Origin of the sequence: Sphingomonas sp. Leaf67 (assembly GCF_001421965.1) — a bacterium.
Classification (GTDB): domain Bacteria; phylum Pseudomonadota; class Alphaproteobacteria; order Sphingomonadales; family Sphingomonadaceae; genus Sphingomonas.
Window position 1 is genome coordinate 957,092 of sequence record NZ_LMLP01000001.1, and the last position, 23,199, is coordinate 980,290.

19 protein-coding genes and 1 tRNA gene are annotated in these 23,199 nt (G+C 67.3%); 12 read left to right on the forward strand and 8 right to left on the reverse strand.

Annotation, left to right across the window (positions count from 1 at the left end; all coding sequences use genetic code 11):
- Window position 1: 1 nt before the first annotated feature.
- The 5 genes from ASE90_RS04540 to ASE90_RS04560 all read left to right on the forward strand — a co-directional run bounded on the left by ASE90_RS04540 (window position 2) and on the right by ASE90_RS04560 (window position 6,332).
- Complete coding sequence (locus ASE90_RS04540) at window positions 2–397, forward strand: RidA family protein (RefSeq protein ID WP_055996476.1); 396 nt, start codon at window positions 2–4, stop codon at window positions 395–397.
- Window positions 398–423: 26 nt separating this feature from the next.
- The gene (locus ASE90_RS04545; protein WP_082449400.1) at window positions 424–1,626 is read left to right on the forward strand and encodes a DUF1624 domain-containing protein; all 1,203 of its coding nucleotides are present in this window, start codon (window positions 424–426) and stop codon (window positions 1,624–1,626) included.
- 33 nt (window positions 1,627–1,659) lie between these two features.
- The gene (locus tag ASE90_RS04550) at window positions 1,660–2,985 is read left to right on the forward strand and encodes an NAD(P)/FAD-dependent oxidoreductase (protein WP_055996478.1); all 1,326 of its coding nucleotides are present in this window, start codon (window positions 1,660–1,662) and stop codon (window positions 2,983–2,985) included.
- Window positions 2,986–3,075: 90 nt separating this feature from the next.
- Entirely contained in the window at window positions 3,076–4,782 is a 1,707-nt protein-coding gene (locus ASE90_RS04555; RefSeq protein ID WP_055996481.1) for an Hsp70 family protein, read from the forward strand.
- Window positions 4,779–6,332 (forward strand): hypothetical protein, encoded by a 1,554-nt coding sequence (locus ASE90_RS04560; protein ID WP_055996484.1) that lies wholly within the window; start codon window positions 4,779–4,781, stop codon window positions 6,330–6,332. Before ASE90_RS04555 ends, ASE90_RS04560 begins: the two co-directional genes overlap by 4 nt.
- 42 nt (window positions 6,333–6,374) lie before the next feature.
- Here the strand turns inward: ASE90_RS04560 and ASE90_RS04565 are convergent.
- From ASE90_RS04565 to ASE90_RS04585, 5 genes are all read right to left on the reverse strand, one after another.
- Window positions 6,375–6,461 (reverse strand) — tRNA-Leu (locus ASE90_RS04565).
- Window positions 6,462–6,735: 274 nt separating this feature from the next.
- Window positions 6,736–7,740 (reverse strand): DNA polymerase III subunit delta, encoded by a 1,005-nt coding sequence (gene holA, locus ASE90_RS04570; RefSeq protein WP_055996487.1) that lies wholly within the window; start codon window positions 7,738–7,740, stop codon window positions 6,736–6,738.
- A complete protein-coding gene (gene lptE / locus ASE90_RS04575; RefSeq protein ID WP_055996490.1) occupies window positions 7,737–8,222 on the reverse strand; it encodes an LPS assembly lipoprotein LptE in 486 nt (161 codons plus the stop codon). Before lptE ends, holA begins: the two co-directional genes overlap by 4 nt.
- Window positions 8,219–10,714, reverse strand: a complete 2,496-nt coding sequence (leuS, locus tag ASE90_RS04580) for a leucine--tRNA ligase (RefSeq protein WP_055996493.1) — start codon at window positions 10,712–10,714, stop codon at window positions 8,219–8,221. The genes lptE and leuS overlap by 4 nt, the downstream gene beginning before the upstream one ends.
- Before the next feature lie 11 nt (window positions 10,715–10,725).
- Window positions 10,726–11,160, reverse strand: a complete 435-nt coding sequence (locus ASE90_RS04585) for a DUF3576 domain-containing protein (protein WP_055996495.1) — start codon at window positions 11,158–11,160, stop codon at window positions 10,726–10,728.
- Window positions 11,161–11,460: 300 nt separating this feature from the next.
- On the opposite strand from ASE90_RS04585, the gene ASE90_RS04590 reads away from it, so the two are divergent.
- Window positions 11,461–12,144, forward strand: coding sequence for a hypothetical protein (locus tag ASE90_RS04590; protein ID WP_235530371.1), 684 nt, complete (start codon window positions 11,461–11,463; stop codon window positions 12,142–12,144).
- A 136-nt stretch (window positions 12,145–12,280) separates the two neighbouring features.
- Window positions 12,281–13,390: an ABC transporter ATP-binding protein gene (locus ASE90_RS04595; RefSeq protein ID WP_055996498.1), complete on the forward strand. Its 1,110-nt coding sequence runs from the start codon at window positions 12,281–12,283 to the stop codon at window positions 13,388–13,390.
- Here the strand turns inward: ASE90_RS04595 and ASE90_RS04600 are convergent.
- The 3 genes from ASE90_RS04600 to ASE90_RS04610 are packed head-to-tail and all read right to left on the reverse strand — an operon-like array spanning window position 13,351 to window position 16,294.
- On the reverse strand, window positions 13,351–14,202 hold the full coding sequence (locus ASE90_RS04600; protein ID WP_055996500.1) for a carbohydrate ABC transporter permease: 852 nt from the start codon (window positions 14,200–14,202) through the stop codon (window positions 13,351–13,353). The two genes, ASE90_RS04595 and ASE90_RS04600, sit on opposite strands and share 40 nt — an antisense overlap.
- Window positions 14,193–15,074: a carbohydrate ABC transporter permease gene (locus ASE90_RS04605; RefSeq protein ID WP_055996503.1), complete on the reverse strand. Its 882-nt coding sequence runs from the start codon at window positions 15,072–15,074 to the stop codon at window positions 14,193–14,195. The genes ASE90_RS04600 and ASE90_RS04605 overlap by 10 nt, the downstream gene beginning before the upstream one ends.
- Window positions 15,071–16,294, reverse strand: a complete 1,224-nt coding sequence (locus ASE90_RS04610; RefSeq protein WP_235531648.1) for an extracellular solute-binding protein — start codon at window positions 16,292–16,294, stop codon at window positions 15,071–15,073. The genes ASE90_RS04605 and ASE90_RS04610 overlap by 4 nt, the downstream gene beginning before the upstream one ends.
- Window positions 16,295–16,514: 220 nt before the next feature.
- On the opposite strand from ASE90_RS04610, the gene ASE90_RS04615 reads away from it, so the two are divergent.
- The 5 genes from ASE90_RS04615 to ASE90_RS04635 all read left to right on the forward strand — a co-directional run bounded on the left by ASE90_RS04615 (window position 16,515) and on the right by ASE90_RS04635 (window position 23,199).
- Window positions 16,515–19,412 (forward strand): TonB-dependent receptor plug domain-containing protein, encoded by a 2,898-nt coding sequence (locus ASE90_RS04615; RefSeq protein WP_082449406.1) that lies wholly within the window; start codon window positions 16,515–16,517, stop codon window positions 19,410–19,412.
- 124 nt (window positions 19,413–19,536) lie between these two features.
- Complete coding sequence (locus tag ASE90_RS04620) at window positions 19,537–20,292, forward strand: glycosyltransferase family 2 protein (RefSeq protein ID WP_055996509.1); 756 nt, start codon at window positions 19,537–19,539, stop codon at window positions 20,290–20,292.
- Between the two features lie 112 nt (window positions 20,293–20,404).
- The gene (locus ASE90_RS04625; RefSeq protein ID WP_055996512.1) at window positions 20,405–20,737 is read left to right on the forward strand and encodes a hypothetical protein; all 333 of its coding nucleotides are present in this window, start codon (window positions 20,405–20,407) and stop codon (window positions 20,735–20,737) included.
- A 57-nt stretch (window positions 20,738–20,794) separates the two neighbouring features.
- Window positions 20,795–22,057, forward strand: coding sequence for a TolC family protein (locus ASE90_RS04630; RefSeq protein WP_055996515.1), 1,263 nt, complete (start codon window positions 20,795–20,797; stop codon window positions 22,055–22,057).
- The gene (locus ASE90_RS04635) at window positions 22,057–23,199 is read left to right on the forward strand and encodes an efflux RND transporter periplasmic adaptor subunit (protein ID WP_055996518.1); all 1,143 of its coding nucleotides are present in this window, start codon (window positions 22,057–22,059) and stop codon (window positions 23,197–23,199) included. Before ASE90_RS04630 ends, ASE90_RS04635 begins: the two co-directional genes overlap by 1 nt.

Consider the following 23,199-nt stretch of genomic DNA (forward strand, 5'->3'; position numbering starts at 1 on the left):
GATGCGCGACATGATCCAGCCGGTGCTGACTGGCGACGCCCCTGCCCCCGCCGGCCATTATGCGCAGGCGGTCCGCGCGGGCGACCACCTCTATATCTCGGGCCAGCTTCCGATCCGTGCCGATGGCGCGAAGCTGGACGACATGGCGTTCGAGGCGCAGGCGGCGCAGGCGATCGACAATATGTTGGCGATCCTGCACGCCGTCGGCGGAACCGCCGATCATCTGGCACGGGTCACCGCCTATATCGTCGGCGTCGACAACTGGCCGCGCTTCAACGCGGTCTATGCCGCAAGGCTCGGCAACGCCCGCCCGGCGCGCACCGTCGTGCCGGTACCCGAACTGCATTACGGGTATCTGGTCGAAATCGACGCGGTCGCGCTGTTCCCGCGCGACTGATTTCTCTTCTATCGGTGGAGCATTCCATGGCGAGCATCCCGACCGACGCCCCCTACCCCGCGCGAACCGCCCCGCCCCCGGCAACGGCGAAGCCTGCGGCGGCGGCGCGGCTGGTCAGTATCGATGCGCTGCGCGGATTCGTGATGGTGCTGATGCTGCTCGACCATGTGCGCGAAGGTTTTTTCCTGTGGGTGCCGATCGGCGATCCGGTCGACGCGCTGACCGTCTCGCCTGCCAGCTTCTTCAGCCGCCTGACCAGCCAGATCTGCGCGCCGGTCTTCGTCGCGCTCACCGGGCTGGGCGCCTATCTCTATGCGCAGAAGCACAGCAAGTCGGACACGACCGCCTTCCTGCTAAAGCGCGGCATCTTTCTCGTCCTGCTCGAACTGACCGTCGTCAATTTTCAGTGGCGCGCGGAATTTCCGCCGACGATCGTCTATCTGCAGGTCATCTGGGCGATCGGCCTCAGCATGATCGTGCTGGCCGGGCTGATCCGCCTGCCGCATATCGTCATCGCCGCGATCGGCGTGGCGATCGTCGCCGGGCATAACCTGCTCGATCCGATCGTGCTGCCGCCAGAACATCCCTTCTACGCCATCTGGTCGCTGCTGCACGAACGCGGCACGATCACCATCGGCGGGCTGCCGATCCGGTTCAGCTATCCGGTGCTGCCGTGGATCGGCGTCATCTGCCTCGGCTGGACCGCCGGGCCATGGTTCGCGCGCGGCGACGTCGCGGCACGGGGGCGGACGCTGGTGCGTGCCGGCCTGGCAATGCTGGCGGCATTCGTCGTGCTGCGCTTCGCCAATGTCTATGGCGATACGCCGTGGTTCGTGGTGCCGGGTTCGTCGCTGCGCACCGTGATGAGCTTCCTCGCGCTGACCAAATATCCGCCGTCGTTGCTGTACGTGCTGGCGACGCTCGGCTTCGGCCTGTTGCTGCTCGCGCTGTTCGACCGGATCGCCGATGCGCGGGTGACCGGGTGGCTGGCGGTGCTGGGGGGGGCGCCGATGTTCTTCTATCTGTTCCACCTGTATATCCTGCGCACCGTGTACCTGATCGCGCTGGCGATCTGGGGCACGAACCATGGCGAGGTGTTCGGCCTGCCCTCGATCGGCTGGATCTGGCTGATGTGGCTGTTGCTGATCGTGCCGCTCTATTTCCCGACGCGCTGGTTTTCGAACCTGAAGAAGCGCCGCAAGGACATTCGCTGGCTCAAATATCTCTGAGCGTCCTGTCCTGATCTGTTGGAGCCTTTCCACATGCCCGCACCGCTGACGTTCGTCGATTCGACCCCCGACCTGCCCGATTCCGCCGATGTGGTGGTGATCGGCGGGGGCATCGTCGGCAGCTTCACCGCTTATTATCTCGCCAAACGCGGTTTGAAGGTCGCGCTGATCGAAAAAGGCCGGATCGGTGCCGAACAGTCGAGCCGCAACTGGGGCTGGTGCCGGCAGCAGAATCGCGATGCGCGCGAACTGCCGATGGCGACCAAGGCGCTGGATCTGTGGGAACAATTCGCCGCCGACACCGGCGAGGATACCGGCTTCCGCCGCTGCGGTCTCCTGTATCTGAGCGACAACGAGGCGGAGATCGCGGGCTGGGCGCGGTGGCGCGATTTCGCGAAAACCGCGGGCGTCACGACTCATATGCTGTCGGCCGCCGAAGCGAGCGAACGCGGCCGGTTCAGTAACAAGGCATGGAAGGGCGGCGTCTTTTCCCCGACCGACGGTACCGCAGACCCGTCGCGCGCGGCCCCGGCCGTCGCACGCGCGATCATGGCGCTGGGCGGGACGGTGCACCAGCAATGCGCCGTGCGCGGGCTGGAAACCGAAGGGGGGCGGCTGTCGGGCGTGGTCACCGAACACGGCGTCATCCGCACCAAGATCGCGGTCCTGTCCGCCGGGGCATGGGCATCGTCCTTCTGCTACCAATATGGCATCCGTTTTCCGCAGGCGACGATCCGCCAGACGGTAATGGCGGTCGGGCCGGGTGAGGACATTTTTCCACCGGCGATGCACAGCGAATTCATCTCGATGACCCGGCGCAGCGATGGCGGCTACACCCTGTCGATCAGCGGCAGCGGCAAGGTCGATCCGACGCCGCAGTTCCTGCGGTTCTCGACCCAGTTCCTGCCGATGTTCGCGCGTCGCTGGCGCAAGCTGTCGCCCGGCGGGCTGGAAGGCGTGCAGTCGGGCCATGAGAGCGTGAAGCGCTGGAAGCTCGACCGGCCGACGCCGATGGAGCGGATGCGTATCCTCGATCCGACACCGGACGCCGCGACCGTGAAACGCACCCGTGCCCGCGCGCTGGAGATGATGCCGCGCCTGAGCGAACGGGCGGTGACCGGGGCATGGGCGGGCTATGTCGACAGCACCCCCGACGGCGTGCCCGGCATCGGCGAGATGGCGGCGCTGCCCGGACTGGTCCTCGCTTCCGGGTTCAGCGGCCATGGCTTCGGCATCGGACCCGGCGCCGGCCATCTGATCGCCGATATCGTCAGCGGGGCCGAACCGATCGTCGACCCCAAACCCTATCACCCCGACCGCTTTGCCCAGTCGGCATGGGGCAAGGTCGCCGAATTCTGATCGCGGCGGTCGTCCCAAGGGAGGATCGCCACCCCGTTGCCTGACGAAGCCGACGCGCTACACCCGTCCCCAAAGTCGAAGGGGACAGGGATGATCGTCGGTATCGATCTGGGGACGACCAACAGCGCGTGCGCGATCTGGCGCGACGATGCGCCGGTGATGGTGCCCAATGCGCTGGGCGACTATCTGACCCCCTCGGCGGTCAGCATCGGCGAGGACGACGCGGTGCTGGTCGGGCGTGCGGCGCGCGACCGGATGGCGACCCATCCCGACCGCACCGTCACCAGCTTCAAACGCCGCATCGGCACGCGCGAGACGGTGAAGCTCGCCAAACGCGATTTCGACAGCGAGGCGCTGTCGGCCTTGGTCCTCGCCAGTCTGAAGCGCGATGCCGAAGCCTTTACCGGTGAGCGCGTGACCGAAGCGGTCGTCACCGTCCCCGCCTATTTCAACGATCGCCAGCGCAAGGCGACACGGCGTGCCGGCGAACTCGCCGGGCTGCCGATCCGCCGGCTCATCAACGAACCGACCGCCGCCGCACTCGCCTTCGGCATCGCCGACCGCGCCGATCACGAACCGTTTCTCGTCTTCGATCTGGGCGGCGGCACGTTCGACGTGTCGATCGTCGAGATGTTCGACGGGGTGATCGAGGTCCGCGCATCGGCCGGCGACAACCGGCTGGGCGGTGACGATTTCAACGACTGCCTGATCGCGCTGGTCCGCGCCTCGCTCGATCCGCAGGGGCTGCTGGCGACGCTCCCGCCCGACCGCGCCGCCGCGTTGCTGGCGCAGGCCGCCGAACGCTGCCGCCGGGCGCTGAGCGACGGCGACAGTGCCGATTTCGGCGTCACGGCGGGCGATACCGCGCTGACCGTCCCCGTCACCGCCGGCGCGTTCGAGGAAGCGGCAGCGGGCCTGCTCCAGCGCATCCGCGAGCCGGTGCTGCGCTCGCTGCGCGACAGCAGCATCGCCGCCGCAACCCTGTCCGAAGTCGTGCTGGTCGGCGGGGCGACGCGGATGCCGATCGTGCGCCGGGCCGTCACCCGGATGTTCGGCCGGTTCCCCGCGACGACGGTCCATCCCGACCATGCGGTGGCGATGGGCGCGGCGGTGCAGGCCGGGCTGCTGGCGCGCGATGCGGGTCTCGACGAAATCCGGCTGACCGATGTCTGCCCGTTCACGCTGGGTGTCGATACCAGCGAGCCGGACGGGCGCGGCGGGTTTCGTACCGGGCTCTTCTCGCCGATCATCGAACGCAATTCGGCGGTGCCGATCAGCCGCGTCTCGACCTTCTCGACGCTGTCGAACCAGCAGACCAAGGTGCAGTTCGGCGTCTATCAGGGCGAGGCGCGCGAGGTATCGGGCAACGTCAAGCTGGGCGAGATCACCGTGCCCGTCCCCCCGCGCCGCGCGGGCGAGGTCACCGTCGAGTGCCGCTTCAGCTACGATACGTCGGGGCTGCTCGAAATCGACGTCAGCGTGCCGGAGACGGGCATGACCCGCAATCTGGTGATCGTCGATGACGAGGACGCACCCGACCCCGCAGAACTGGAGAAGCGCCGCGCGGCACTGGCCGCGCTGAAGGTCCATCCGCGCGACGATGCGGTCAATGCGGCGCTGCTGGCACGGGCGCGGCGCGCGTATGAATCCTTTCTCGGCGACACCCGCGCCGCGATCGGCCATATGCTCGGCCAGTTCGAAACCGCGCTGGCGACGCAGGACGACCGCATCATCGCCGCAGCGCGCGAGGCATTCGGTGCCGCACTCGACCAGATCGAAGGCGAGCGCTTCCTGTGAGGCACGGCATCTGGGCGACGCTCGACCTCGATCCGACCACCGACCGCAGCGCGATCCGCAAAGCCTATGCGGCACGGTTGAAAGCGATGGACGTCGATGCCGATCCGGCCGGCTTCGCGGCGCTGCGCGCGGCGCGCGACGCGGCGCTGGCGGCGGTGGAGGAGGCGGCACCGGCATTCGAGACGGAAACCCTATCCCCCGACATGGCGGAGGCCGAACCGCCGCCCGACGCCGGGATCGATCCGGAACTCGCCGCCTTTCACGAAGCGATCAACGTCCATTTTCAGGCGCTCGAATCGTTGCTGTTCCTTGGCCACGATGCGCCACCGACCGCCGAGGAGCTAACGGCGATCGAGCATCACGGCCATGCGCTGCTGGCCGACGCCCGGCTCGAACAGGTCGATTTCGTGACCGGTGCGGAACGCTGGTTCGCGGAAGTCCTGTCGGCAAGCATTCCGCGCTCCGACACGCTGTTGGAGCCTGCTGCCGCCGCGTTCGGCTGGATCGATCGTCGAAACGACTACGCGCTGTCGCCGGAGGCCGTCGAGATCGTGGAACGGATCGGGACGAAGCGTTTCGTTCATCTGGTATCGCAGCCCGATCACCGATTTCACCGGGCGTGGACCGGGCTGGTGGGGCAGGATCGAGGTCGGTTCGAATGGTTCAATCAGAATACGCGGACCAGCGAATTGCTACAGATCGTTCGCGAACGGCATCCTGCTGCAGAACAATGGCTCGACCCCGCCCGGGTCGCTCGATGGGAGCAACGTCGATCGAAACGGCAATGGGCGGGAACTGTGACATGGCTGATCATTTTCTTGCTCGTCGTCGCCTTCCGCATATTGAACGCCTGGAATTCATCGGAGGAACCCCAGTCACCTAAATGGACGGCACCCGCGTCGGCCGGCTTCATCGCCGAACCGAACCAGATAGCCCGCGACCTGACCGGCGAAGGCATCGTCCCGGTCAGCAACCGCAACCCGAAACTGGCTGCCGAAATCCGGGCGACCGTAGCCGCGTTGAGTTCGGTGTCGAGTGAACCGAAAGCGCGTCAGATCATCAACGAGCTTGCTGGTCGCCGCATTCTTTCGGGACTGGCCAACGCACCCGATGCGTTGCTTCGGGACGTCACACAGTTCGAGATCGACGGAAAACGGGCGTTGTTGAAGGATCAGCCGTTGCTGACAGCGACCCCGGAGCGGTGCAACGAGTTCCAGTTTCCCGCGCACTACACCGTGCTGTTCCCCGACCAACGTCCACGGCAGGAGAAGCTGATCCATCGCGCCATCATGGCGTCGGACCAACGGCCCGTAACGACGTCGCAGCTGTTTATGATACCGGGCTCGATCGTCGATGAAGTTCGACGCGTCTCCGGTCTGCCCGAAGATCGGCTGCGCGAAGCATTGACCGGCAAGGGAGAGGCGCGCGAAGTATGTCGCACGGCGATCGCCCTACGCGAAGTCGCGCTCACTGCTGGCAAATCCGGAATGGTCCTCCTGCGCGCCATGCAACCAACGGTCAGCCCGGCAAAACCGAACCTATCGAACTGATCGGAGGGGAGAGTTCTCCCCCCGGCCACTGCCGGGGGAGAATGGTGCGGTCGAGAAGACTCGAACTTCCACGGCCTTTCGGCCACAACGACCTCAACGTTGCGCGTCTACCAGTTCCGCCACGACCGCACGTGAACACCTTGGGGTTGCCCCCTTGGCTGGCAGGAGCGTGCCCCTAGCAGCGCGTTCGTGGTCGTGCAAATGCTTTTGTGGATTGGAGCGATTTCCGACCAGATTGAACCACCGTCATCGCCCTGCGGGCGACCGCTGACGCGGCGGGACGCTTTCGATCCCGGGCGGCGTTGCTCGTCGGCCACGATGCTCTGGCATCGCGCCCTCCTCCCGCCTTGCCCCGAACCGAAATCGCCGCCGTGCCGGCGATCCAATCTGGTCGGAAATCGCTCTATTTGCCGCGCGCCGCTGCGCGGGCAATCGCGATGGCTTCGGCGGCGGTCATCACCTCGCCCAGACCGCTGCCCGACAGCGCCGCACGCTCTGCATCGCGGACGCGTTCGAGCGCACGGGCAAGGCGCGTCGCGTCCCAGCGGCGCAGCGCCGTGGCGGTCGTCGCCTGTTCCTTGAAAAACACCCGGTGGCGCTCCATCACCCGGTCGACGCTGTCGCCATCGTCGATATCGGCGCGCATCTCGGCCAGCGACAACAGCCGCCGGGCGACCGCGCGCAGCACCGGGATCGCCCCGCCCGGCATTTCGGGCAGTGCCGCCGCCGCTGCATCGCCCGCGATCATCGCACTGACGATGCCACCCAGTTCGGCATCGGCGATCGAGGCGCCGATCGCATTGAACGCCTCCCCATCCGCATCGCGCGGGCGCTCGGGCGATGCGTCCAGATACAGCGCCAGCTTCTCGATCTCGCTGGCCAGCACCGCACGGTCGCCCGCCGTCACCGCCGCCAGCCGGTCGGGCACGTCGCCCAGCAGCCGAAGCCCCTGATCGCGGGCCATCGTCACCGCCAGCTTCGCCGCCTGCGCCGCGTCGGGCACGTAGCAGGCAACGGCGACGGCGTTGAGCGAGGCGGTGACCAGCTTCACCAGCTTCGACGTGCCCTTGACGCTCGGCGCGATCGCCGCGACCGGATTGCCGGCGCGCTCTGCCGCCAGCAGCAGCGTCACCGCCTCGACCGATTCCTCGCCCATGCCGGTTACGCGGATGCAGCGGGCATCGCCGAACAGCGACATCGACGCGGCTTCGTCGGCGAGCAGCCCCGGACGGCTTTTCAGCATCGCCCCGTCCATGTCGACGCGCTCGGCCCCCTCGCCCACCCCCTTGGCCAGTCGCGCGGCCAGCGCCATCGCGCCCGCCGTGTCGGGTCCGTGGAACAAATAGAGCCGGATATCGGGGCCGGGCCGGTCGAGCTTGGCCGCAACCTGCTCGGGCCGGAGCTTCACGAGCCCTTCTTGGGCAGCGTCAGCGCGATCCGCGTCACGATCTGGTCGGCGACGATCAGCGACAGCCGTTCGAGCGCGGTGCGCTCCGCCGCGATGGTTGCATATTCGGAACGGACCACGTCGATGCCGGCATCCGATCCGGCCGTCGCGTCGAGCGTCACCGCACCGTTGGTCAGGTCGATCAGCTGATAGCGCGCGCGCAGCGTCCGCCGTTCGCGCGTGATCGAATCGTCGCGCCGCACGCCCAGACCGGTGATATCGTCGTCGAGTTTGATTTCGAGCCGATAGCGCGTCGGCCCTTCGGCACGCAGCCGGTCGCGCAGGGCGTTGGCGACCAGCCAGCCATTCTGCCCGGCAATCGGCGCGACCTCGACCCCTGCCAGCGTCTGGCGGACCATGCCACCCTCGCCGCCAGCATAGAGCGGGCGCAGGCCGCACCCGCCGAGCAGGAGCGCCACGCCAAGGACGGCGGCGCGGATCATGCGACGATGTTCACGAGGCGGTCGGGCACGACGATGACCTTGCGCGGGGCCTTGCCGTCCAGCGCGCGGACGATCTTCTCGCTCGCCAGCGCGGCGGCTTCGGCGTCTTCCTTGGCCGCGCCCTTGGGCAGGACAATCGTGTCGCGCAGCTTGCCGTTGACCTGCACCGCGATCGTCGCTTCCGCTTCGACCAGCATCGCCGGATCGACCATCGGCCATGGCGCATCGGCGATCAGGCCGCTGCGCCCCAGTTGCGACCATGCCTCTTCGGCAAGATGCGGGATCATCGGGCTGACCAGCAGCAACAGCGCGTCCATGTCGGCGTCCGACATGCCTTTCGCCTTCTCCGCCTCGCCCAGCAGCGTATAGAGCTTCGCCACCGCCTTGTTGAACTGCAGCGCGGTGATGTCGTCGGCGACGCCAGCGATGGTGCGATGAACCACGCGGGTCAGCGATTCCGGGCTGTTGCCACCGGCCACGTGCGCCGCAACCAGCTTCCACACCCGCTTGACGAAGCGTTCGGCACCTTCGATGCCCGCCTCGCTCCACGGCAGATCGCGCTCGGGCGGGCTGTCGGACAGCATGAACCAGCGCGCGGCATCGGCACCGTAGCGATCGAGAATCGGTTCGGGATCGACCGTATTCTTCTTGGACTTCGACATCTTCTCGATGCGGCCGACGGTGATCGCGTCGCCGGTCGCCGTTTCGATACCGTCGGTCACTTCCGACGGGGCAAGCCAGCGACCATCGGCCGACTTGTACGTCTCGTGCGTGACCATCCCTTGCGTGAACAACCCCGCAAACGGCTCCTTCAGGTCGATCAGCCCGACATGGTTGAGCGCCCGCGTCCAGAAGCGCGCATAGAGCAGGTGCAGGATCGCATGTTCGACCCCGCCGATATACTGCCCGACCGGCAGCCAGCTTTCGGCTGCCGCGCGATCGAACGGCTTGTCGTCGGGCTGGCTGGCGAAGCGGATGAAATACCACGACGAATCGACGAAGGTGTCGAGCGTGTCGGTCTCGCGCCGCGCCGGGGCACCGCAGCCCGGGCAATCGACAGCTTTCCACGTCGGATGGCGGTCGAGCGGGTTGCCGGGAATGTCGAATGACACGTCATCGGGCAACTTGACCGGTAGCTGCTCGACCGGGACCGGCACCACGCCGCACGCGTCGCAATGCACGATCGGGATCGGCGTACCCCAGTAACGCTGGCGGCTGACGCCCCAGTCGCGCAGGCGCCATACGGTCGTGCCCTTGCCCCAGCCGCCCGTTTCGGCCCGGTCGATCACCGCGCGCTTGGCGGCGGCAACGTCCATGTCGTTCAGGAAGTCGGAATTCACCAGCCGCCCCGGACCGGTATAGGCTTCGGTCCCGTCGAACACCGGGTCGGCCACGTCGCCATCGGCGACGACGCGGCGGACCTGCAACCCGTATTTCCGTGCGAAATCAAGGTCGCGCTGGTCATGCGCCGGCACGCCCATCACCGCGCCGGTGCCGTACTCCATCAGCACGAAATTCGCGATATAGACCGGCAGGTCGATCGACGCATCGAAGGGATGCCGCATCCGATAACCGGTATCGAACCCCAGCTTCTCGGCCGTGTCCAGCTCGGCGGCGGTGGTACCGCCCTGCTTGCACAGCTCGATGAACGCCGCCGCATCGGGATTGCCATCGGCCAGCGCCCGCGCGATCGGATGATCGGCGGCGATCGCGACGAAACTCGCGCCGAAGATCGTGTCGGGGCGCGTCGAATAGACTTCGATCGACTGGTCGAAGGGCGCGACCGGCGCAAAGGCGAATTGCAGCCCCTCCGACTTGCCGATCCAGTTTTCCTGCATCAACCGGACCTTGTCGGGCCACTGGTCGAGCGCCCCCAGCCCGTCGAGCAGATCGTCGGCGAAGTCGGTGATCTTCAGGAACCACTGCGACAGCTTGCGCTTCTCGACCAGCGCGCCCGACCGCCAGCCGCGCCCGTCGATCACCTGTTCGTTGGCCAGCACGGTCATGTCAACCGGGTCCCAGTTGACCGCCGATTCCTTGCGATAGACGAGTCCACCCTTGAGCAGTTCGAGGAACAGCGCCTGTTCGTGGCCATAATATTCGGGATCGCAGGTCGCGAACTCGCGCGACCAGTCGAAGGCAAGACCCAGCCGCTTCAGCTGCGCCTTCATCGCCGCGATATTGGCATAGGTCCACTGCCCCGGATGGACCTTCTTTTCCATCGCCGCATTCTCGGCGGGCATGCCGAACGCGTCCCACCCCATCGGGTGAAGCACTTCGTGGCCCGTCATCCGCAGGAAACGCGCCAGCACGTCGCCCATCGTATAGTTGCGGACATGGCCCATATGGATGCGCCCCGATGGATAGGGAAACATCTCGAGGACATAGCGCTTCGGCTTGGGCGACGCATCGTCGGCCACGAAGGTGCGGGCATCGTCCCATGCGGCCTGCCAGCGCGCATCGGCCTCGCCGGGCGAAAAACGGGGGGTCATCGATGCGTCGCTCAGCCGGTCACCGCCCCGCGGCGCAGATCGCGTGCGCGCGTCAGGATGATATCCTCCAGCTTCTGCACGGTCGCGGCCTCGACCGGGGCCTCGATCCACTGGCCGCCGCGATTGATCTGGCGCAGCGCGGCGACGCGCAGCGCATCGGCGCGCAGGTCCTGGTCGAGGATGGTGACCGTCACCTTGGTCCGCTCGGTCGGCGTCGCCGGATTGACGTACCAGTCGGTGACGATGACGCCGCCGTTCGAATCGGTCTGGGTCAGCGGCATGAACGACAGCGTGTCGAGGCTGGCGCGCCACAGATAGCTGTTGACGCCGATCGTCGTCACCTTCGACGCGGCGAGATCGCCCGCGACACGCCCCTTGCCACCGCTGCACGCGGCCATCGGCAAGGCGAAAGTTGCCAGCAACGCGATCAGCAGCGGGCGGTTCATTAGCGGTTCCTTGACTACAGGCCATTACGGCAGTTCGCGCCGCTTCTATAGGAGGTGCCGCGGACGCGGCAAGCGGGTTGGTGACACGCGACCGGAACCGGGCGGGCGCGGGCGGTGACGGTCCCGGATTGATGCAGGTTCGGGCGTAGTCGGACAAATATGTGGGTTCGATGCAACAGGTCACGGGAAAGCGACCGGGCGCGGTGGTGCCACGCAACCGAATCGTGGTAGCGCCATTGGCGGGGAGTGAGGGAAATGATGACGCGTGGCAGGATCTCGGCTGGCATAGGATTGGGGGCGATGATCGCCGCCGGTCTTGGTGCGTCGCCTGCACTGTTCGCGCAGGAACAGCGCGCACCGCGCGTCCTGAAGCGCGTCAATCCCGACTCGATGCCGCTGGTGGCATTCGGATCGTTCACCCCCGCCGCTGCCGACCCGCGCCTGACCGCGGCATTGTCGCGGACCGCGCTCAACGCACCGGGGTTTCAGTTCACGCCGTCCGAAGGGGCGGTGATCGGCAACCGTTCGATCAAGGTCGCGGTACGCGGTCGCTCGCTCCAGCCGAATCGCCTGCCTGAGCGCATCGCTGCGGCGGCACCGGTGCAGACGCTCAACCCGGTCGCCTATAATCTCGGCGTTTCGGTCGGCTGGAAGCGGCTGGCGGTATCGGGCGATGTGACGCGTCTCGATCTGGCCGGGCAGCCGGGGAGCCGCGAGCAGATGGGCGTCGGCGTCAGCTATTCGGGCCGCAAGTTCACCGGCCGCGTCGGCGCGATCAGCGACCGTCCGCTCGCCGATCAGCCCGCGCTGATCGCCGATGCACCGGCCTATTCGCTCGACATGGGCGGATCGTACAAGCTGACCCGCAACCTCGATGTCACCGCCGGCGTCCGCTACCGCTCGGAACGCGAACGCATGTTGCGTATCGCCCGCGACAATCGCGACAGCCAGGCGATCTACGTCGGAACCGCCTTCCGCTTCTGATTTCACCCGACTTCTCCCCGCCCGTGGGGAGGATTTGGCCGCGCCCCGCGCCGGGACTAACTGAACTGCCGCCACCGCACCAATCGTTGCGTCGCCCCCGATTACGCGTAAGCCGCTGTAACAAACGGGAGAGATCATGGCGGCGGTCGATATTGCGGGACTTGGGAAGCGCTACGGCGACACCGTGGCACTGGCGCCCAGCGACCTGACCATCGCCGATGGGGAATTCGTCGTGCTGGTCGGCCCGTCAGGCTGCGGCAAATCGACGCTGCTGCGGATGATCGCCGGACTGGAAACCGCTACCGAAGGCCGCATCCTGATCGGCGGGCGCGATGTGACCGACGCGCCACCCGCCGAACGGGGCGTGGCGATGGTGTTCCAGTCCTATGCGCTCTACCCGCATCTGACCGTCGCCGGGAACATCGCCTTTCCGTTGAAAGTCGCCGGCCTGCCGAAAACCGAAATTGCCGAACGCGTCGCCGAAGCGGCGGCGATGCTCGACCTGACCGGCCTGCTCGACCGCCGCCCCCGCGCCTTGTCGGGCGGGCAGCGGCAGCGCGTGTCGATCGCCCGTGCGATCGTCCGCCGGCCGCAGGTGCTGTTGCTCGACGAACCGCTCTCCAACCTCGACACGTCGCTTCGCGCGCGGATGCGGCACGAATTCGCGCGCCTGCACCAGCAGCTGGGCGCGACGATGATCTACGTGACGCACGACCAGCTGGAGGCGATGACGCTCGCCAACCGCATCGTCGTGATGAGCGCGGGGCGGATCGAACAGGTCGGTGCGCCGATCGACGTCTATCGCCGCCCGGCAAGCATCGCGGTGGCGGCCGCGATCGGATCGCCGGGCATGAACCTGTTGCCCGCCACGCTCGCTGCCGTCACCCCGGGTGGAGCGACGCTGCGCCTGACCGACGGCGCGCTGGTCGCGACGGCGGCACTGGTCGGCATCGACGATGTCGGCACGTCGGTGACGCTCGGCGTACGCCCGGAACACCTGGTGCCCGATGACGACGGGCCGTTCGTCGGCGCGGTCGAGCTGTTCGAACGACTGGGACCGTTGTCGTTCGCGCATCTCGGCGCGCGCGGCGATGTCGACACGATCGTTGCCCAGCTGCCGGGCGACCGTTCGGTGACGCTTGGCGAGACGCTGCATTTCTCGATCCCGCCGGGCGACGCCCATGTCTTTGCCACCGATGGCCGTGCCTATCCCTTGACCCCGCCGCCCAGCAGCCCGGTCAGATAATAACGCTGGAGCAGCAGGAAGATCAGCAGCACCGGCATCGTCGTGACCACCGATGCCGCCATCATCAATTCGCCGTCGGCTGCGTGTTCGCGGGCGATCGCGGCGACCGCGACGGGCAGGGTATAGCGTTGCTGATCGGCCAGGATCACCAGCGGCCACATGAAATCGTTCCAGCTCGCCAGAAAGGTGAACAGCGCCAGCGTGACGACGACCGGCGTCAGCAGCGGCAGGACGATCGCGCGAAAGATGCGCATCTCGCTCGCCCCGTCCATCCGCGCCGCATCGATCAGTTCGTCGGGGATCGCCAGCGTCGCCTGCCGCACGAACAGCACGCCGAAAATCCCCGCCAGCCCCGGCAGGATCACCCCGGCATAGCTGTTGACCAGCCCCAGATGTCGAAAGATCAGGAAGAGGGGGAGCATGGCCACCTGTCCGGGAACCACCAGCGCCGCGATCAGGAGTTTCAGCAACCGCTCGCGCCCACGAAACCGCAATTTCGCAAAGGCATAGCCCGCCGGCACCGTCAACAGCAGCCCGAGCAGCGTCGACAGCATGGCGATGCCGAAGCTGTTGCGCAGCGCCGGCAGGATGCGATAATCGAACCAAGCCCCGTCGATCTGCCGCCGGACCAGCAGTTCATGATAATTCTCCAGCGACCAGCGCGACGGCCAGAGCGGGATCGGCAACGTGCCCGACTCGCCGCGCGGCATGAACGACACGACGACCATATAGACCAGCGGCGCAACGGTCAGCGCGACCAGCGCGACGACCGCGGCATTGGCGACGACCGTGCGCAATTTGCTCACAGCCATTCGTTGCGCCTGCCGATGCGGGTCTGGACCCAGGTGATGAGGAGGATCATGACGAACAGGATGAAGGCGACCGCACTCGCCTGTCCCAGGTTCCACCATTTGAACCCTTCCTCGAACATGAAATACAGCACCGTCGTCGTGCTCTGCGCCGGTCCGCCCAGCGTCATGACATAGGGTTCGGCAAAGATCTGCAGGAACCCCGCGACGCTCATCACCGCCGCCAGCAACAGCGTCGGCCCGATCGCCGGCAACGTCACATGGCGGAACCGGAGCCACCGCCCCGCCCCGTCCAGCCGTGCCGCCTCCATCAGCTCCTGCGGCACCGCCGCCAGCGCGGCCGTGAACACGATCATATTGTATCCGAAGATCTTCCACGTGACGAAGATCAGGATGGCGGGAATCGAGCTGTTGGGATTGCCCAGCCAGTCGACCGGCGCGATGCCGATCCGCGCCAGCCCCTGATTGAGCAGGCCGAACCGTTCGTTGAACAGGAACCGCCACACGACGGCGGTCGCGACCACGCTGGTGACATAGGGCGCGAACAGCGCGACTCGCCACAATGGCTTCCACCGGACCGTCGCGTCGTTCAGCAGCAATGCGGCGAGCAGCGAGGTACCGATCGCCATCGGCACGCCCAGCACCGCAAAGATCAGCGTGTTCTTCAGCGACCGCCAGAATAACGGCGTCGCCAGCAGTTCGACGAAATTGTCGATGCCGATGAAATGCAGATTGCCCGGATCGGCCAGCGCATAGATCGAATAGTTGGTGACCGACAGCGCCATCGCCGCGATCGTCGGGATCACCAGCACGATCAGGATGATGGTCAGCACCGGCGCGGTGAACAGCCATGCGGCGCGCGACTGGCGGGTCATGCGATCTTCCCGGCATCGACCAGCGCACGGCGCCGCGCCAGCAGCTGATCGACCCGTTCGTCCAGTGCGGTCAGCGCCTGGCCGATCGTTTGCAGTCCGCGCACCACCCGTTCGGCGGCCAGCTGGATCTCGCCCTGAATCCGTTCCCATTCGACCACCGGGGGGATCGGTGCCGGCTGCGCCATCTGTTCGCGAAACGCGCGCAGTACCGGCAGCGCCAGTTGCGGCGAATCCCATGCATCCAGCCGGGCGGGCAGATTGCCGATCATCCGCTGAAACGTCAGCTCGCTGGTGCGCGATGTCATGTGCCGGACCAGCGCCCAAGCCTCGGCCGGCCGGTCCGTCGTGGTCGACACGCACAGCGCGGCACTATCGCCCGACACCGGCCCCGGCCCGTTCGGCCCGGCCAGCCGCGCGGTGCCCCAGCGATCGGGCGCGATATCGGCGGCGCGGCGGCGCAGGTCGAGCAACGTCGTCGGCGCGCTCGGCCAGATCGCGAAAAACCCCTGTGCGAACGCGGCCAGCGGGTCCTGCACCTCGGTCGACGCCGCGCGCGGGGCCAGTCCCTCGGCAAACAGATTGGCGTAATAGGCAAAGGCTTCGCGCACCGGTTCGGACCGGAAATTGCCGCGGGTCGCCTGATCGCGCAGCATCGTCGCGCCCGCCTGCGTCATCATCGTGAGCAGCGCACCGGGCCAGTTGAGCAGCATCAGGAACACATAATTGTCGGGCCGCCGCCGCTTGATCGCCCGCGCCATCGTCAGCCACCCGGCCCAGTCGAGCGGCGGCGTCGCATAGCCGGCCTCGGCGACGATGTCGGTGCGATAATACTGGACCTGCGGCGCGACCGACCACGGCACCGCATGATCGACGCCGTCGATGCGCAGCGCGTCGCGGATGCCGGGGAACAGTCCGGCGGTCAGCGCGGGCGACGGGACCGGTGCCACCGCGCCGATCATCGCAAATTCGCGCACCCAGCCGTTGAACAACATCAACACGTCGGGCAACGCCCCCCCCGCATACGCCGTCAGCAGCTTTTCGTGCGACGCGGTGGTCGGCAGCGACTGGACCTCGACCGGGATGCCGGTGGCGGCGGTGAAGCCGGGCATCAGGAACGGGGAATAGTCGCCCTCATAGCTCATCGCCCAGACGCGCAGCGGCGGCGGCCCGCTCGTCTTGCCGCAGCCGGCGATCGCAAGCGCGGGAAACAGGCCGAGCATCGCCCTGCGGGTCGGTCCGCCATGATCGTCGCCGCTCTGCACCCGTCGATCTGTGCCGGATCGCGGAGTCGGACGCCAGCCGACGTGACAGCTAAACCACAAGAAACGCGCCGATATTCCGGTCCACCGCGTACCGAACCGAACCCTTTTCGGCCGTCTGATGTTTTGCATTCCGACCAGTCTCGACGCCAAGGGGTGCGATGGTCGGGGGAAGTACACCATGTCGATCGTCACACGCCGTCACCTGCTTGCCGGGGCGGCGTTGCTCACCGCAGCATCCGCACAGGCCCAGACCGTAGCCGTGACGCCGCAGCCCCCCGAAGCCGCGACGAGCAACGACGACGGCGGCGAAATCGTCGTCACCGGATCGCGGATCGCCCGGCCAGACTATGCCGCGCCCAACCCGGTCGTGTCGCTGGGGGCCGAGGAACTTCGGCGATCGGGGACGACCAACGTCACCAATTTCCTGCAACGCGTGCCCGCGCTCACCAACTCGCTCGACAGCACGCGCACCGCCGGCCGCAACCAGGCTGATGGCGCGCTGGGACAGGTCGGGCTGAACCTGCTCGACCTGCGCGGCCTCGGCCCGAACCGGACGCTGGTGCTGGTCAACGGCCGTCGCCACGTCGCCGGACAGCCCGACACCGCCGCCGTCGATATCAACGCGATCCCGACCGACCTGATCGAACGGGTCGACGTGCTGACCGGCGCGGCCTCCGCCGTCTATGGTGCCGATGGCGTATCGGGCGTCGTCAACTTCGTCCTGCGTCGCGATTTCGACGGGATCGCCGCGCGGGCGCAGGCGGGCATTTCCGAACGCGGCGATGCCGGCAACCGCTTCGCCTCGCTGATCGCGGGACGCAATTTCGCCGAGGGGCGCGGCAATCTGACGCTGGCCTATGAATATAACGCCGACGATCCGCTGGCGAACGACGACCGCGATTATCTGGCGCTCGCCCAGCGCCAGTATTTCGTGAACCTCGACGGCTACGACCCGACCCGCGCCGGCAGCTACAAGATCGGACCGGTCACCGACCTGCGCTATCCCTATGGATCGAACCAGGGCTATGTCGTGATCGGCGATCAGGTGTTTCGCGGCGACGGCGCGATCTACACCCCCGGTCGTTTCCTGCAGAATGACGGTTACTCGATCGGCGGCGACGATACGCCGGTCGCGGGCTATGTCGGCGACATCCTGCCACGCACCGAACGCCATGCGATCAACGCGCTCGCCCATTTCGATGTCTCGGACGCGTTCAAGCTGTCGGTCGAGGGCAAGTTCGTCCAGAGCGAGGTGACCAGCTTCAGCGGCTATGGCGGCAATTACCCGGCCACCATCGCGCTCGACAATCCGTTCATTCCGCTGTCGATCCTGACCGCCGCGCGCGCCGCCGGCCTTACCTCGGTCGATATCAGCCGCAACAATTTCGACATCCCCCGCCGCGGCGAGCGCGACCGGCGGCGGACGTGGCGCGGCGTGGTCGATCTTGCCGGGCGGATCAGCGACCATGCCAGCTACGACCTGTCCTATACCTATGGCCGCACCGATGTCCGCGCGACCAAGCTGAACGACCGGCTCAACACCCAATTCCTGAACGCCCTCGACGCGGTGCGCGACGGCAGCGGCGCGATCGTGTGCCGCTCGGCCGACGCGCGGGCGGCGGGGTGCATTCCGGTCAACACCTTTGGCGGCAATACCGTCGATGGCCGCTCGTTCGGCTATTATCTCAGCAACCCGGTCAGCAACGCGCGGATCGAACAGCATGTCGCCAACGCGTCGCTGACCGGCGATTTCGGCCAGTTCTTCGAGCTGCCCGGCGGCCCCGTCGCCTTCGCCGCCGGTGGCGAATATCGTCGCGAATCGAGCCGCTTCCGCCCGGCACAGGCGCTGATCGACAATGCCTTCTACCAATATGACGAATATATCATCCCGACCCCGTCGGACGGCAGCTTCGACGTCTGGGAAGCCTTTGGCGAGGTCAACGCGCCCTTGCTGAAGGAAGTGCCCTTCGCCCATCTGCTCTCCGTCGGTGCGGCGGGTCGCCTGTCCGATTATTCGACGATCGGATCGACCCGCGCGTGGCAGTTCAACGGAATCTACGCGCCGATCGCCGCGATCAGCGTTCGGGGCTCCTATGGCCGCTCGGTCCGTGCGCCCAATATCGGCGAGCTTCAGCGGCCGCTGTCCGGCACCAGTAACTTCTTCTCCGACCCTTGCTACGTCGCCAATCGCAGCCGGGGCACCCAGTATCGCACGGCGAACTGCCAGACGCTGATTACTGCCGCTGGCGGGAATTTCGCGAACTTCACGGCCCAGAGCAATCCCGACGCGACGATCTTCATCCCTGGATCGGTGGCCGGCAATCCCAACCTGCGGCCGGAAGTCGCAAGGACATGGACGGCGGGCGTCGTATTGCGACCCGATTTCGTGCCGGGCCTGTCGGTCGCAGTCGATTGGTACGACATCGACCTGACTGATGCGATCATCAATCCCGATCCGAACAACTATGCAGCGGCGTGCGTCGATCAGTCGACGCTCGACAATGTGTTCTGCCCGCAAATCTCGCGCGCACAGGGCAGCGGCTTCATCAATGGGTACGCGATCACGCTTCAGAATGTCGCCGCCTTCCGGACCGCCGGAGCCGAGCTGAACGTCACCTATCGCTTTTCGACCACGCGCATCGGCGATTTCGACCTGCGGCTGGTCGGCGGCTATCTCGACCGGCTTGAACAGGTGGCGACGCCGGGCGCGGTGGCCGAGAACAATGTCGATCAGCCGTTCCGTCCGCGCTATACCCTCGCCTTTTCCCCGACATGGAACAGCGGCGCGTTGACGCTCAGCTATAATCTGCGCTGGCAGAACGGCGTCCGCCGCTTCTCGCGGATCGATACCGACAGCAACCCCAGCCTCGTCGATCCGCGCTATCTGCGGTACAAGGAATTGTGGAGCCACGACGTGCAGGCGCAGGTCGCGGTCAACGACGATTTCTCCTTCTATGGCGGCGTCAACAATCTGGGTGACCAGCGGCCCGATATCGGCTTCGAAACCAATGTGCCGATCTCGCCGGTCGGCCGCTATGTCTATGCCGGTGCCCGCCTGCGCTACGGCGGGCGCTGAGGGTCGGTTTGGAAACTCGCAAAAAGGGCGAGTTTCAAGGCGGTACCGGCGCGTTTTCAAACGGCCTTTGTGCCGGTACGGTTGCGACGCTTGATCGTGGGCGTGGTTCTGGCATGGGGCGGGGATGCTGCATTCCGCCGATCCGTTCGTCGCGTCGTACGACGTCGTCATCCCGTGTCATAACCGCGCGCACGTCGTCGCCGATGCGGTGGCGAGCGTGCTGGCGCAGGTGCCGGCACCCGAACGCGTGATCGTGGTCGATGACGGGTCGAGCGATGACAGCGCCGCCACGATCCGCGCTATTGCCGATACCGACCCGCGCGTGGTCGCGATGATCCTGCCGCGCAACGTCGGCGCATCGCAGGCGCGCAACAGCGGCGCGGCGCTGTCCACTGCCGACTGGATCGCGTTCCTCGACAGCGACGATGTCTGGCTGCCCGGCGCGGCGCGCGCCCTGCTCGGCAGCGTGGTGAGTGCCGCCAGCGACATCGTCGTCGGCTGGTTCGCGCGGGTCGAGGGCGATGCCGCGCCCGGTGATCCCGAATGCGGCTGGGACGGTGACTGCATCCGTGCGGGCCTTGCCAGCGGCGGGGTGATCGGGCCGAGTTGGTCGGTGGTCCGCCGCACGCTGGTCGAGCGCGTCGACGGGTTCGATCCCAGCTTCCACAATTGCAACGATTGGGATTTCTACACCCGGGCCGGGGCGGCGGGGGCCCGCTTCGCGCGGATCGACGCCTGTGTCGCGCAGTACCGCACCGTCGCCGGCAGCCGGCTGGTCAACGACACCGCGATCGGCGAACGCAATGCCCGCCGCGTGTTGGGGCATCCCTATCTGGCGGGGTTCGCACCCGGCGAGGCGGAGCGCGTCGCTGCCGGCTGATCGGTCCGGTTTCGCTCCGGTCATGACCGACGAATACGGTAGCATCGCGTCCTTGTTGTTTTCCGGCAGCCTCCCGGTGACTTTCCGTCGGCGATGCGATAGGGTTGCGCTCATGCTGACCCGTGCCTGGTCCCTGTTGCTCATGCTGCTGCTGTCGTCGCTGGTGCTGGCGACCACGGTCCATGCGAGCGAATCGGCCGGGCCGGCGACCGTCGAATGTTCGGGACCGGTCCATAGCGATGCCGATACCGGCCCCGATGGCAGCGACAACGACAAGGCGGCGCTGCACCATCACGGCAACTGCCACGCCGGGACGTTCAGCGTTCCGCAGCGCGGCGCGCTGAACCTGTTTTCGTTGGTGACGGTCAATCCCGCTACGCTTGCGCAGGTTCGTAGGACACCGTCACGCGCGATCGATCCGGCGCTGCGGCCGCCCGCCGCCTAACGAACGCCACCGGCCGGTTACGACCGGCCTGACGCAGTTCGTTGGGATTTCTCCATCATGCAAATCTGGTTCGCGGCCATGTTGGTCGCGGCGTCGTGTGCCGGTCCGGCCATGGCGCAAACCGCCCCCGCCGACACGGGGCCGGTCTATACGCTCGATCAGGCGGTCGCGGCGGCGGGCGGGGCCGCACCGTCGATCGACGGCGCCACCGCCGCAGTCGATGCCGCCGAACAGGCGCGCGCCGTCGCGGCGCTTCGCCCCAACCCGCAGGTGCAGGCGCAGGTCGAAAATATCCTCGGCTCGGGTGCCTATCAGGGACTGCGCAGCGCCGAGACGACGCTCGGCATCGCCATCCCGATCGAACTCGGCGGCAAGCGTAGCGCGCGGGGGGCGGTCGCCGGGGCGCAATTGTCGCGTACCCGAATCGAGGCAGCCGTCATCGCCGCCGACCTGCGGCTGCGGATCACACAGCTGTATGTCGGCGCCCTGGCCGCCGACCGCCGCGTCGCGACCGCGCGCGAACAGGCCCGGATCGCCACCGACGCACTCCGCGTCGCCATGATCCGGGTCGAGGCCGGCCGCACCTCACCACTGGAACGGCAGCGGGCCGAGGTCGCCCGCATCAATGCCGAGGCCGGGGTCGAACGCGTCGAGCGACTGGCGCAGGCGGCGCGCACCAACCTGTCGCGCCGGATCGGTCATCCGGTGGCCGGGCCACTGGACGACCGCCTGCTCGATCGCCTGCCCGCCGATACCCACGGCCCCGTGGCGCCCGTCCTGCCCGACGGCACGCTCGCGCTGGCGGCGGCACGAGCCGATATCGCCATCGCCGATGCCGGCATTCGCCTCGCCCGCGCTGCCCGCGTTCCCGACCTCAATATCGGTCCGGCGATCCGGCGGCTGGAGGCGACCAACGATACTGCTGCTGTGGTCGCATTGTCGCTGCCGATCCCGCTGTTCGACCGCGGTCGCGCGGCGATCGCGCAGGCCAGCGCCGAACGCACCCGTGCCGAGGCGCAGGCCCGCGTCACCGCGCTCGATGTCGCGCAGGCGATCACCGATGCGCAGGTACAGGCCGCCAATGCCGCGACCACCGCGCGCACCGCCGCCGGCCCGGCATTGGCAGCGGCGCAGGAGGCCGCGCGCATCGCCCGTATCGGCTATCGCGAGGGCAAGTTCGGCCAGACCGAATTGCTCGACGTCGAACGCACCCTTGCCGAAACCCGGCTCGCCGCGATCGATGCGCTGGCCGAGTATCAGAATGCCCGTGCGCAGTTGGAGCGACTGACCGCCCCTGCGCCGTCGACGGAGACACCGTGATGAAATTGCGCACGACCCTCGCGCTCGCCTTGTTGCTGTCGGCCTGTAACGCCGCCGACGCCCCGACCAACGATGCGTCCGAAGCCGAGCATGGCGAGGAACATGGCGGCGAGCATGACGAAGCGACCGTCACCCTGACCGCCGAACAGATCGCGCTGGCCGCCGTCGAACTGGCCCGCCCGACCAACGACGGCGCGGCGACGATCGAAATTCCCGCGATCGTCGAGGGCGATCCGCAGGCGACGCAGGTCGTCTCCGCCGCGATCGGCGGACGGGTCGTCGCGCTCAACCGCAATCTTGGCGAAAGCGTCGCGCGCGGGCAGACGCTCGCCGTGATCGAAAGCCGCGAGGCGGCGCAGATCAAGGGCGAGGTACAGGCCGCCCGCGCCCGCCTGACACTCGCCAACAGCAATCTCGCGCGCGAACAGCGCTTATTTGCGCAGAAGGTCACGCCCGAACAGGATTTGATCGCCGCCCGCACCGCCGCGACCGAGGCGCGCATCGCGTTGACGCAGGCAAGCGCTATGATGGCCGCGACGGGCGGCGGGGGCGGCAGCCTCAACCGCATCGGCATCGTCGCCCCGATCGGCGGACAGGTCATCGCCCGCCCGGTGGTGCTGGGTCAGACCGTCGCGGCGGACGCCGAACTGTTCCGCGTCGCCAACCTGTCGCGGGTCGCGCTGTCGCTCAGCCTGAAGCCTGAGGATGCCAGCCGCATCGCGCCGGGGAATGTCGTCACCGTCACCGCGCCGGGCCGGGAAACGACCGCCCGCGTCCGCTTCGTCTCGCCCGCGCTCGACCCCGAAACGCGGCTGGTCCCCGCCATCGCCACGCTCGACAATCGCGGGGGCCAGTGGCGGGTCGGCGAACCGGTGACCGCCGCGATCCGCCTGACCGGCAGCGAAGGCACCGGCGCGATCCGCGTGCCGACCACGGCAGTCCAGACCGTCGAGAATCGCTCGGTCGTGTTCGTCCGTACCCCGACCGGGTTCAGGGCGGTTCCCGTCGAACTCGGCACCGCATCGGGCGGCGCGGTGGTCGTCCGCAAGGGGCTGTCGGGTAACGAACAGATCGCCACCACCGGCAGCTTCACGCTCAAGGCCGAACTCGGCAAGGGTGAAGCCACCCATGCGGATCACTGA

Coding starts and splice junctions, on each gene's coding strand:
- ASE90_RS04585 (WP_055996495.1), bottom strand. CDS start 11,160: ATGAACCGCCCGCTGCTGATCGCGTTGCTGGCAACTTTCGCCTTGCCG.
- ASE90_RS04555 (WP_055996481.1), top strand. CDS start 3,076: ATGATCGTCGGTATCGATCTGGGGACGACCAACAGCGCGTGCGCGATC.
- lptE (WP_055996490.1), bottom strand. CDS start 8,222: ATGATCCGCGCCGCCGTCCTTGGCGTGGCGCTCCTGCTCGGCGGGTGC.
- ASE90_RS04625 (WP_055996512.1), top strand. CDS start 20,405: ATGCTGACCCGTGCCTGGTCCCTGTTGCTCATGCTGCTGCTGTCGTCG.
- ASE90_RS04635 (WP_055996518.1), top strand. CDS start 22,057: ATGAAATTGCGCACGACCCTCGCGCTCGCCTTGTTGCTGTCGGCCTGT.
- ASE90_RS04545 (WP_082449400.1), top strand. CDS start 424: ATGGCGAGCATCCCGACCGACGCCCCCTACCCCGCGCGAACCGCCCCG.
- ASE90_RS04620 (WP_055996509.1), top strand. CDS start 19,537: ATGCTGCATTCCGCCGATCCGTTCGTCGCGTCGTACGACGTCGTCATC.
- ASE90_RS04610 (WP_235531648.1), bottom strand. CDS start 16,294: ATGCTCGGCCTGTTTCCCGCGCTTGCGATCGCCGGCTGCGGCAAGACG.
- ASE90_RS04595 (WP_055996498.1), top strand. CDS start 12,281: ATGGCGGCGGTCGATATTGCGGGACTTGGGAAGCGCTACGGCGACACC.
- ASE90_RS04590 (WP_235530371.1), top strand. CDS start 11,461: ATGATCGCCGCCGGTCTTGGTGCGTCGCCTGCACTGTTCGCGCAGGAA.
- ASE90_RS04540 (WP_055996476.1), top strand. CDS start 2: ATGCGCGACATGATCCAGCCGGTGCTGACTGGCGACGCCCCTGCCCCC.
- ASE90_RS04550 (WP_055996478.1), top strand. CDS start 1,660: ATGCCCGCACCGCTGACGTTCGTCGATTCGACCCCCGACCTGCCCGAT.
- ASE90_RS04605 (WP_055996503.1), bottom strand. CDS start 15,074: ATGACCCGCCAGTCGCGCGCCGCATGGCTGTTCACCGCGCCGGTGCTG.
- ASE90_RS04615 (WP_082449406.1), top strand. CDS start 16,515: ATGTCGATCGTCACACGCCGTCACCTGCTTGCCGGGGCGGCGTTGCTC.
- ASE90_RS04630 (WP_055996515.1), top strand. CDS start 20,795: ATGCAAATCTGGTTCGCGGCCATGTTGGTCGCGGCGTCGTGTGCCGGT.
- leuS (WP_055996493.1), bottom strand. CDS start 10,714: ATGACCCCCCGTTTTTCGCCCGGCGAGGCCGATGCGCGCTGGCAGGCC.
- ASE90_RS04600 (WP_055996500.1), bottom strand. CDS start 14,202: ATGGCTGTGAGCAAATTGCGCACGGTCGTCGCCAATGCCGCGGTCGTC.